The sequence below is a fragment of the Variovorax sp. 20P10.2.4 genome, assembly GCF_058244205.1.
This window is the reverse complement of record NZ_JBZAYE010000264.1, coordinates 1-9,452: the sequence shown is the minus strand read 5'-3', so window position 1 is coordinate 9,452 and position 9,452 is coordinate 1. Positions and strand designations below refer to the sequence as shown.

The 9,452-nt window shown below is 69.5% G+C and carries 9 protein-coding genes; 2 read left to right on the top strand and 7 right to left on the bottom strand.

The features are described from left to right. On the top strand, positions 1-743 hold a 743-nt coding region (locus AC27VN_RS22610; protein WP_490877965.1), incomplete at its 5' end, for a glycoside hydrolase family 3 C-terminal domain-containing protein. Positions 744-756: 13 nt separating this feature from the next. Here AC27VN_RS22610 and AC27VN_RS22605 read toward each other — a convergent pair. From AC27VN_RS22605 to AC27VN_RS22575, 7 genes are all read right to left on the bottom strand, one after another. After that, a complete protein-coding gene (locus tag AC27VN_RS22605; protein ID WP_203201457.1) occupies positions 757-1,206 on the bottom strand; it encodes a DUF3592 domain-containing protein in 450 nt (149 codons plus the stop codon). A 66-nt stretch (positions 1,207-1,272) separates the two neighbouring features. Next, positions 1,273-3,408 (bottom strand): YadA family autotransporter adhesin, encoded by a 2,136-nt coding sequence (locus AC27VN_RS22600; RefSeq protein ID WP_431509245.1) that lies wholly within the window; start codon positions 3,406-3,408, stop codon positions 1,273-1,275. A 31-nt stretch (positions 3,409-3,439) separates the two neighbouring features. Continuing rightward, positions 3,440-5,695, bottom strand: coding sequence for a phosphocholine-specific phospholipase C (locus AC27VN_RS22595; RefSeq protein WP_208511572.1), 2,256 nt, complete (start codon positions 5,693-5,695; stop codon positions 3,440-3,442). Between the two features lie 52 nt (positions 5,696-5,747). Continuing rightward, positions 5,748-5,945: a hypothetical protein gene (locus AC27VN_RS22590; protein WP_143129180.1), complete on the bottom strand. Its 198-nt coding sequence runs from the start codon at positions 5,943-5,945 to the stop codon at positions 5,748-5,750. 146 nt (positions 5,946-6,091) lie between these two features. Beyond that, entirely contained in the window at positions 6,092-7,126 is a 1,035-nt protein-coding gene (gene phnE / locus AC27VN_RS22585; RefSeq protein ID WP_490877964.1) for a phosphonate ABC transporter, permease protein PhnE, read from the bottom strand. Beyond that, complete coding sequence (locus AC27VN_RS22580; RefSeq protein WP_490877963.1) at positions 7,123-7,953, bottom strand: phosphonate ABC transporter ATP-binding protein; 831 nt, start codon at positions 7,951-7,953, stop codon at positions 7,123-7,125. The genes phnE and AC27VN_RS22580 overlap by 4 nt, the downstream gene beginning before the upstream one ends. A 50-nt stretch (positions 7,954-8,003) precedes the next feature. Continuing rightward, complete coding sequence (locus AC27VN_RS22575; RefSeq protein ID WP_093344422.1) at positions 8,004-8,939, bottom strand: phosphate/phosphite/phosphonate ABC transporter substrate-binding protein; 936 nt, start codon at positions 8,937-8,939, stop codon at positions 8,004-8,006. Positions 8,940-9,131: 192 nt separating this feature from the next. Between AC27VN_RS22575 and AC27VN_RS22570 the strand changes: the two genes are divergently transcribed. Beyond that, the coding region (locus AC27VN_RS22570; protein ID WP_490877962.1) for an HAD family hydrolase at positions 9,132-9,452 on the top strand (321 nt) is incomplete at its 3' end.

The following is a 9,452-nucleotide window of genomic DNA, read 5'->3' as shown; positions in this document are numbered from 1 at the left end:
GCGCCGACATCGGCCTGCCGCTGGTGCAGCAGGCGCTGGCCGAGGCGGTCGCGGCCACCGGCAAGCCGATCGTGATACTGCTGAGCAACGGCCGCGCGATGGCGCTGCCGCCGGTGGTGCGCGATGCGCGCGCGATCCTCGTGACCTGGTTCCTCGGCGTGCAGACCGGCCACGCGATCGCCGACGTGCTGTTCGGCGACTTCAATCCCTCGGGGCGGCTGCCGGTGAGCTTTCCGCAGACGGCGGGACAGGTGCCCTACTACTACGCCCACAAGCGCACCGGCCGGCCGCTGCCGCCCGATGCGCCCGGCACCGCCTTCAAGACGCGCTACATCGAGGCCAGCAACGAGGCCCTTTATCCCTTCGGCTTCGGCCTGGGCTTCGCGCCGGTGCGCTACGACGGCGTCGCGCTCGACAGCGAGCAGTTGCCGATGACGGACGGCACGCTGCGCGTGCGCGCCACCGTCACCAACACCGGCCAGCGCGAGGCCGAGGAGGTGGTGCAGCTCTACATCGCGCAGCGCACCGCGAGCGTGACGCGGCCGGTGCGCGAGCTCAAGGACTTCCGCAAGCTGCGCATCGCGCCCGGCGCCTCGGTGCAGGTCGAGTTCGCGCTGCGCGCGGCCGACCTGGCCTTCATCGGCCGCGACCTGCGGCCCACCGTGGAGCCCGGCGACTTCGACCTGTGGGTGTCGCCCTCGGCCGTGGGCGGGCTGCACGCGCGCTTCGCGCTGGTTCGCTGAAGTGCGCTGAAGCTCAGCCGCGCGGCGGCAGGAACGACAGGTCCACGTGGTAGCGCTTCGGATTCGCGGGATCGACGTAGACCGCGATCCGGCGCCCGCTCAGGTGCCGCGTGGGATCGAACCAGATGTTGGCGCTGCGGAACTGCCGCAGCTCGCGCCCGAAGCCGGCGCGCGCCTCGACGATGGCGCGGTAGGGATGCCGGCCGTTGACCTGGAACGAGGTGTTGAGCTCGACCTCGCGCAGCTCGGCATCGATGCGCTGGCCGTGCTGCAGCAGCCAGGCCGCGCGCTTCGCGTTGCGCTCGCCGACGAACAGGATGCCGCCGCCCACGCCCGTGAACATCAGGCCCAGCAGCGTGAGCAGCCACTTGGCCTCGTTGGGCACCACGATCGCGATGAGCAGCAGGCCCAGGCCGACGGCGATGAAGATCCACTTGAGCAGCGTCAGCGACGTGTTGTGCATGAGGGATGCGGCGGGTTGCGAAGGGCCGCTGCGTTATAGCAGAGCCCTCCGCCCGCCGGCACACCCTCAGTCGAACACGCCGGTCAACGCCACGCGCGTCACCACGCCCGAGCTGCTCGCGCCCACGCCGAGCGTGACGCTGTAGCGCCCGTCCTGCGAGGTGTGGCGCAGCGAGCCGCCGATCGCGCTCTCGCTGCGGTAGTTGCCCAGGCCCACCGCGTAGCTAATCTTGCCGGGCACCATCGGCGCGGCCTCCATCGCGGCCACGCTGGCGATGCCGGCGTAGGCACGGCGGGCCGTGTCGTCGATCTGGCTCTGCAGGCGGGCGGCCGTGAGGTCGGTGTAGGCCTTGCCGACCGGCAGGCCCTGCGCGGCCACGGTGTCGGTGTAGGCATTGGCCTGGCTCACGCCCTCCTTCACCATGCCCTGCACCTGGCCGACGTTGGTGGCGTCGGTGGGCGCGCTGCCCGGCGCCACGCCGGTGATCTGGCGGTTGCCCAGCGCCACCTCGCCCATCGACGACTGCACGCCGGCCATGCCGATGGCGGTGTAGTTGTTGAGCGCGCCGCGCGTGGTCGCGCTGCCGGCGCCGAGCGCCACGCTGTTCGCATGGTTCACCACGGCGCCGTTGCCGATCGCCACGCCCGAGTCCTCGAAGGCCTGCGCATTGGTGCCGATGGCCAGCGAGTTGTCGGCACTGGCGCGCGCGCCGGCGCCGATCGAGGCGGTCTGGTTCGCGCTCACGTAGGCGCCCGAGCCCGAGCCGATCGCGATGTTGTCGTTGCCGCGCACGTGCTGGCCCGCGCTGTTGCCCTGCGCGAGGTTCGAGTTGCCGCTGACCGCCTGGCCCGCCATCGTGCCCGAGGACACGTTGTTGCTGCCCTGCACGCCACCGCCCGCGGCCTGGCCGGTGGCGATGTTGTTGTTGCCCGAGACGCCCGCGCCGGCCTGCATGCCCGAGGCCTGGTTGCCCACGCCCGTGACGCCCGCGCCCGAGCCCTGGCCCATCGACAGGTTGTTGCTGCCGTTGACGTTGTTGCCCGCGCCCGTGCCGTAGGCCTGGTTGCCGTTGCCCTTGACGTTGCTGCCGGCACCGGTGCCGTAGGCCTCGTTGTCGTTGCCGGTCACGTTCTGGCCGGCGTTCTGGCCCGTGGCGTCGTTGCGGCTGCCGGTCACGTTCGAGCCGGCCGCGTAGCCGGTCGAGTTGTTGTAGTCGCCGGTCACGTTCTGGCCCGAGCTGCGACCCATGGTCTGGTTCCAGCCGCCGTTGACGTTGGTGCCCGCGTAGTAGCCGATCGCCTGGTTGGCGTTCTTGCCCGACACGTTGCTGCCCGCGCCCTCGCCGATGGCCAGGTTCCAGTTGGTGCCGACGTTGTTGCCCGCGCCCTCGCCGAGCGACACGTTGTTGCTGCCCGTCACGTTGCTGCCGGCATTGGTGCCGATGCCCGTGTTGTCGCTGCCCGTGACCTTGTTGCCGGCACCGTTGCCCATGGCGTTGTTGTTGCTGCCGGTCACGGTCATGCCGGCATTGGTGCCGGTGGCGTTGTTGTCGCTGCCGGTCACGCCGCTGCCGGCGTGGAAGCCGGTGGCGTTGTTGTGGTCGCCGGTGACGTTGTCGCCCGCGCTGCGGCCGATCGACTGGTTCCAGCCGCCCTTGACGTTCTGGCCCGACTCGAAGCCGATGCCGACGTTGGCATTGCCGCCCGACACGTTGGTGCCCGCGTTGTTGCCGATCGCGAGGTTCCAGTTGGTGCTGACGTTGTTGCCGGCGCCCAGGCCGATCGAGATGTCGCTGGTGCCGGTGACGTTGTTGCCGGCGCCCTGCCCAATGGCCTGGTTGGTCGGGCCGGTCACGTTGTTGCCGGCGTTCTGGCCGATGGCCTGGTTGCCGCTGCCGTTGACCGTGTTGCCCGCGCCCTCGCCGATCGCCTGGTTGTTGCTGCCGGTGACGCCGGCGCCGGCGTTCTGGCCCACGGCCAGGTTGTCGTCGCCCGTCACCTTGGTGCCGGCCTTGGTGCCGACGGCCGTGTTGTTGCTGCCGCCGACCGTGGTGCCGGCATCGGTGCCGACGCCGAGGTTGGCCTTGGCCGGGTCCCAGACCACCGGCACCGTCTGGGCCAGGGCCGGGCCGCAGATCGCGGCCAGGGCCAGCGACGCGCCGAGCAGGCTCGCGCCGCGCGGCATGCGCTTGTTCTTCTTCATGGTGTTTCTCCTCGTTGGGGTGGAAGCGCGCTCAGGCCTGCAGGTGCATCGCCATCGCGGGGTCGCTCACGGTGGGCTTGCCGGTCTCGACACGGCCCGCGAAGCGGCGCACGGCGTTGCCGGCGGTCACGGTGAAGTCGTACCAGTGGCCGCTGTCCTTGAGCTCCCAGTGCAGCGTGCCCATGTCGCCCTTCGGCGCCTTGAGGGTCCAGGGGCCGTCGGTGCGGTAGGCGTTCGACTGCACGGTCACCTCGCCGTCGATGCTGCCGTTGTTGTGCACCTTCACGTAGACGTCGCCGGCGGCCGGGTCGTAGCAGACCTGGACCTCGGGCCTGAAGGCGGCCGCGTTGAAGGCCATCGCGTCGCCGCTGAAGCTGCGCACGAAGCCGTTGGTGCTGTAGACCCAGAGGTCGTACTTGCCGCCGTCGGTGGCACCGGTGTCCCAGTAGTCCTGCAGCTGCTTGCCGGCTTCCACCGTGTAGCGGCGCGGGATGCGGTCCAGGTGCAGCTTGTCGTAGACGTGGAACACCGCGCCCTGGTCGCCGGTGTTGCTGAAGATCAGCGAGACCAGGCCGCGCGCCTCGACACGCGCGCTGGTGTGCAGCTCGTAGGGCAGCGCGCGCGAGAAGCGCGTGCCGGTCTCCTGGAACAGCGGCGTGGCGGGCACGGGCGCCTTGGTGATGACGCCGGTGTTGCCCAGCGCCTTCTGCGCCGTGTTGATGGCGGGATAGCCGCTGGTGTCGGGCAGCTTGGGCACCACCGGATCGTTCGGGCTGACGAAGTCGAAGCAGCTCGTGAGGTCGCCGCAGACCGCGCGGTGCCAGGGGCTGATGGCGTCGATCGTGATGTCGAAGCGCTTCTCGAGGAAGCGGCCCATCGAGGTGTGGTCGAACACCTGCGAGTTGACCCAGCCGCCCTTGCTCCACGGCGACACCACGTACATCGGCACGCGCGAGCTCAGGCCCCAGGGGCGGATCTTGCCGCTGACGGTGTCGGCGGCGTTGAGGTAGCTGCCCACCGAGGCGTCGAAGTACTCGCCATCGAGCGGCACGGTGGACTTGCCCATCAGGTTGCCGTTGGCGTCGTACGAGGGCACGGCGGGCATCGCCAGGTGGTCGAAGAAGCCGTCGTTCTCGTCGAAGGTCACGAACAGCGCCGTCTTGCTCCAGACCGCGGGATTCGAGGTCAGCGCGCTCAGCACGTCGGAGATGAAGTCGGCCGCGCCGGCCACGCCTTCGCTGCTGCCCGGGTGTTCGGCCAGTGCCTGCGTGGGCAGCACCCACGAGACCTGCGGCAGGGTGTCGTTCATCACGTCCTGCTTGAGCTGGGCCAGGAAGTTGGTGGCGCCGTCGGCCGCGGCGGGACCGCCGGTCAGCCCGTGCTGGTAGACCGGCGAGCCAGGCTGCGCGGTGCGGAAGCTCTGGAACGCCAGGCAGCCGTTCATGGCGCCGGTCCAGTTGTTGTTCATGTTCTGGTAGATGTGCCAGCTGATGCCGTTCTTCTGCAGCACGTCGGGCAGCGTGTCCCACTTGAACGCGTTGTTGACGTACTTGTAGTTGTAGGCGCCCGTGGTCGCGTTCTTCTGGCCCGTGCCGTCGGCTTCCTGCGGGTTGCCCGCGATCCAGTTCGACGGGCTCGGCCAGCAGCGCGAGTTGACCGGTTCCGAATCGGTGTCGGTGCTGTTGATGCCCTTCTTGCGCAGCTCGGGATTGAAGTTGGAACCCGACCAGAACACGATGCGGTTGGGATCGGTGCCGGTGAGGATCGAGCAGTGGTAGCCGTCGCAGATCGTGAAGGCATCGGCCAGCGCGAACTGGAACGGGATGTCCTCGCGCAGGTAGTAGCCCATCGTCACCTGGTTCTTGAACTGGATCCAGCGGTCCATCTTCCCCTGCGCCCAGGCGCCCTGCATGTCGGGGAAGCTGTGCGGCGCGCCCGAACCGATCAGCGCGTTGGCGATCGTGGAGTCGCGGCGGAAGGGCTGGATCTCGGGCGCGCCCGCGGTGGTGTTGGGCTGGAAGAACACCGACTTGCCGTTGGCCAGCGGGATCGGGAATCGGTCGCCGAAGCCGCGCACGCCCTTCAGCGTGCCGAAGTAGTGGTCGAAGCTGCGGTTCTCCTGCATCAGGATCACGATGTGCTTGATGTCCTTGATGGAGCCGGTGTCGACCGCGGCCTCGACCGCCAGGGCCTTGCGGATCACGGGCGGGAGCATGGTGAGGGCCGAGGCCGCGCCGATGGCGCCGGCCGACTTGCGGAAGAAATCGCGACGGGAGGTGGTGTTCATGGGAGGTTCTTTCAACGCAGGGGCGAAGGGAGGTCTGGAGGAAGGCGCGGACTCAGGGCGCGCACTTGAGCGCGGGCTGGGGCGGCGGGTTGTTGCCGTTGCCGTTGTTGCCGTCGCCGGCCGGCGGGGTCTGTCCCGGCGGCAGGATCGGCAGGCCACCGCCCCCACCACCGCCACCGCAGGCGGCGAGGCTCAGGCACAGGAGAAGGCCTGCCGCAGCGAGGCCGTACCGGGAAGATGCTGTTTTCATGAGGGTTCCTTTCGAATCGAGGGACGTGGGAGACAAAGGCGCGGCCGAAGCCGCTGCGCGCAACGGACGAGCCGCGCGAGAGTTCGGACAGAAAGCGGGGAATGGGGGCGGGCGCCGCGAACGCGGTGCCCGCGAGGACTCAGGGCTCAGCCATAGCGGCTGCGCAGCCGGGCGGCGATGCGGTCGAGCACCAGCACCGTCAGGAAGATCGCGATCAGGATCGTGCCGACGTGCGCATAGTTGTACATGTCGTAGCGGCCCTTGAGCTCCTGGCCGATGCCGCCCGCGCCGACCAGGCCGACCACGGTGGCCATGCGCACGTTGCGGTCGAGCACGTAGAGCGTGTAGGCGATGAACTGCGGCATCACCTGCGGCAGCACCGCGAAGCGCATCACCTTGAGCTTGTTGGCGCCGATGGCGCGCAGCGCTTCCTGCGGCTTGTCGTCGGCGGTCTCGATGTCCTCGGCGTAGAACTTGCCGAGGAAGCCGGCCGAGTGCAGCGCGAGGGCCAGCACGCCGGCGATCGGGCCGAAGCCGTAGGCCAGCACCAGGAACAGCGCGCTCACCAGCTCGGGCACCGCGCGGAACAGGCCGACCACGCTGCGCGCGAGGCCGTAGGCCAGGCGGTTGGGCGCATAGTTCCTCGCGCTGCACCAGGCCAATGGCGCGCTCAGCACGATCGCGATCAGCGTGGCCCAGACCGCGATCTCGAAGGTCTCGAGCATCTTCACCGCCACGTGCCACAGATAGCCCAGCGGCTCGATCAGCACCTCGCGGCGCTCGACGCGGTCCTCCATCTGCAGGGTCTCGGGGTTCAGCTTGGGCTCGTGCGTCTCGAGGGTCTCGACGCGCGAGAACCAGGGCAGCCGGTTGCGGTCGAAGCCCTCGATGCGCGCGACCTCGGTCTGCTCGGAGATCTGCGGCGGGAACAGCGAGCGCGCGATCGAGCCCAGGCCCGAGAGCACCTGCGAGTTGTCGCGCAGGCCCACTGCGGCGAGCACGCCCTCGCCGGTCAGCGAGAGCATGCGGCCCATCTCCACGCGCTGGCCCGCGAAGAAGCCCACCACGAGCACCAGCAGCAGCACGACCAGCGTGCGGGTGCCGAAGGGCCGCGGCAGGTCCCAGGCCGAGGCCGGGCGCGACGCGCGCGCGGCGGAAGAGGAGGAAGAGATCGTGTTCATTGCGCGAGCTCCAGGGCGCCGGCATGCAGCGGCGGCGTCGCCTCGGGCTCGCCGGCCATCGATGGCCGGGCCGCGGGCACGGACTCGGGCGCGGTGTCGCCGCGGCCGTAGATCGCATCGAAGACCTGCGGCTGGAACATTCGCGGCGCGCCGTCGAACACGACCACGCCGCGACGCAAGGCCACGATGCGGTCGGCGAACTCGCAGGCCAGTTCGATCTGGTGCAGGCTGCACAGCACCGTGGTGCCGCGCTCGCGCGCCTGCCGGCGCAGCAGCGACAGCACGTCGTGGCTGGTCTGCGGATCGAGGCTGGCCACCGGCTCGTCGGCCAGCACCAGCGGCGGATCGAGCATGAAGGCGCGCGCGATGCCCACGCGCTGCTGCTGGCCGCCCGAGAGCTCGCTCACGCGGCGCAGCAGGTGCTCCTCGCCCAGGCCCACCGACTCGACCAGTTCGCAGGCCTTGCGCCGCTGGGCGTCGGTGAACAGGCCGAGCAGCGCGCGCCAGGTGCCCAGGGCCGGCAAGGCGCCGGCGAGCACGTTCTCGGCCACGCTCGAGCGCAGCACCAGGTTGAACTGCTGGTGGATCATGCCGATGCGCGGACGCACGCGTGCCAGCGAGCCCGGTGCGATGCGCACGCCCTCGACCCGCACCGTGCCCTGCGTGGGCACGACCAGGCCGTTGGCGGTGCGCAGCAAGGTCGACTTGCCCGCGCCCGAGGCGCCCAGCACCACGCAGAACTGGCCCGCGGGCACCTCGAGCGAGACGCCGCCGAGCGCGCGCGTGCCGTCGGGGTGGCGCATGGCGACCGATTCGAACTGCAGCATGGGCGTGCTTCCGGCGGCGGACTCTGCGGCGTGCGTGCGATCGCCGGCGATCAACGCTCGGCCGCCTTGGCGAGGATGCGGCCCTTGAGGTCGTCGGTCAGCAGGCCCAGCTTCTCGGCGGCGACGTTGAACTCCTCTTCGGAGAACTTGGTGTCGTAGCCGTCGATCTTGCCGCCGCCGTAGCCGCGGATCATGTCGGGCGTGATGCCGGGGGCCTTGTTCACGGTCTGGAAGGCGTCCTTGAGCTTGGTCTTCAGCGCCTCGGGCAGCTTGGAGTTCAGCGCCAGCGGCGGATAGGGAATGGCCATGCTCTTGGCGATCACCTTGATGGTCTTCGGATCGGCCGCGCCCTGCTTGACCGCCTTCTCGTACGAGTCGAACGAGAGCGAGGCCACGTCGACCTGGTCCTGCACCAGCGCGGCCAGGCTGCTGGCATGGCTGCCGGTCATGCGGATCGCCGACAGGTCCTTGGCGGGGTCCATGCCGGCGTCGAGCAGCATCGCGATCTGGAAGGTGAAGCTCGAGGCCGAGTTCACGTCGCCGAAGGCCACGCGCTTGCCCTTCAGGTCCTTGATCGAGGCGATCGGCGCATTGGCCTTGGCGAACATACCGGCGTAGTAGACCGAGGCGCCCTTCTCCACGCCCACGGCCAGCAGCTGCGCGCAGCCGCGCTTGTGGGCCTGCACGTACGACACCGGGCCGAAGAAGGCGATGTCGGCGAGCTGGTTGCACATGCCCTCGACCACGGCGCCGTAGGACTGGCCGACCTTGAGGTCGAAGTTCAGGCCGGTGCTGCGCGTGATGGCGTTGAACACCGGCGCGTAGTCGGCCTTGGTGCCCGACTCGGTGCCGCCGTCGGCGGGAATCAGCAGCACGCGCAGCGGATGTTCGCGCGAGCCGTCGGCCACGGACTGGGCATGGGACGGGAGGGCCAGCAGCGCGCTGAACGAGACGGCGGCGGCGGCGATGGCCAGGAGTTTCTTCATGATCGGTTCCTTCGGTTCGGGGGCGTTTCTCGGGCGAGTGCCTCGCTCGGTTGCGTTGAACTTTAGAAGTCGAAGATGACAAGCAAATGAAATAAGCTCATTTGAAAATTATCAAACGACTGAGCAATGTTCAATACAATCCCGCCGCACGGCCAGCACCCCCGCTCCCCCGATGGCCCGAACCGGAGATCCATGAAGAACATCGCAACCCAGACCCGGGCGCCGGGAGGCCCCGCGGCAGCGGACCTGGCACCGCTCGCGCAGGCGCGTCACCTGCTGCTCGACCTCGACGGCACGCTGGTGCGCCAGAACGAAGCCATCGACGGCGCGGCCGAACTCCTCGAGCGTTTCGAGGGCCGCTTCGCGATCGTGTCGAACAACTCGACCCACACCGCCCAGGGCCTCGCGCTGCGGCTGCGCCGGCTCGGCCTGCGCGCGCCGCCCGAGCGCATCGTGCTGGCCGGCGAGCTCGCCGTGAGCCCTGTCTCTTCTCCACATCTCCAAGCCCACGAG

What these genes read in the sequence shown, in the direction of transcription:
- AC27VN_RS22605 (WP_203201457.1), bottom strand. Translation starts at nt 1,206, where the DNA reads ATGCACAACACGTCGCTGACGCTGCTCAAGTGGATCTTCATCGCCGTC.
- AC27VN_RS22600 (WP_431509245.1), bottom strand. Translation starts at nt 3,408, where the DNA reads ATGAAGAAGAACAAGCGCATGCCGCGCGGCGCGAGCCTGCTCGGCGCG.
- AC27VN_RS22595 (WP_208511572.1), bottom strand. Translation starts at nt 5,695, where the DNA reads ATGAACACCACCTCCCGTCGCGATTTCTTCCGCAAGTCGGCCGGCGCC.
- AC27VN_RS22590 (WP_143129180.1), bottom strand. Translation starts at nt 5,945, where the DNA reads ATGAAAACAGCATCTTCCCGGTACGGCCTCGCTGCGGCAGGCCTTCTC.
- phnE (WP_490877964.1), bottom strand. Translation starts at nt 7,126, where the DNA reads ATGAACACGATCTCTTCCTCCTCTTCCGCCGCGCGCGCGTCGCGCCCG.
- AC27VN_RS22580 (WP_490877963.1), bottom strand. Translation starts at nt 7,953, where the DNA reads ATGCTGCAGTTCGAATCGGTCGCCATGCGCCACCCCGACGGCACGCGC.
- AC27VN_RS22575 (WP_093344422.1), bottom strand. Translation starts at nt 8,939, where the DNA reads ATGAAGAAACTCCTGGCCATCGCCGCCGCCGCCGTCTCGTTCAGCGCG.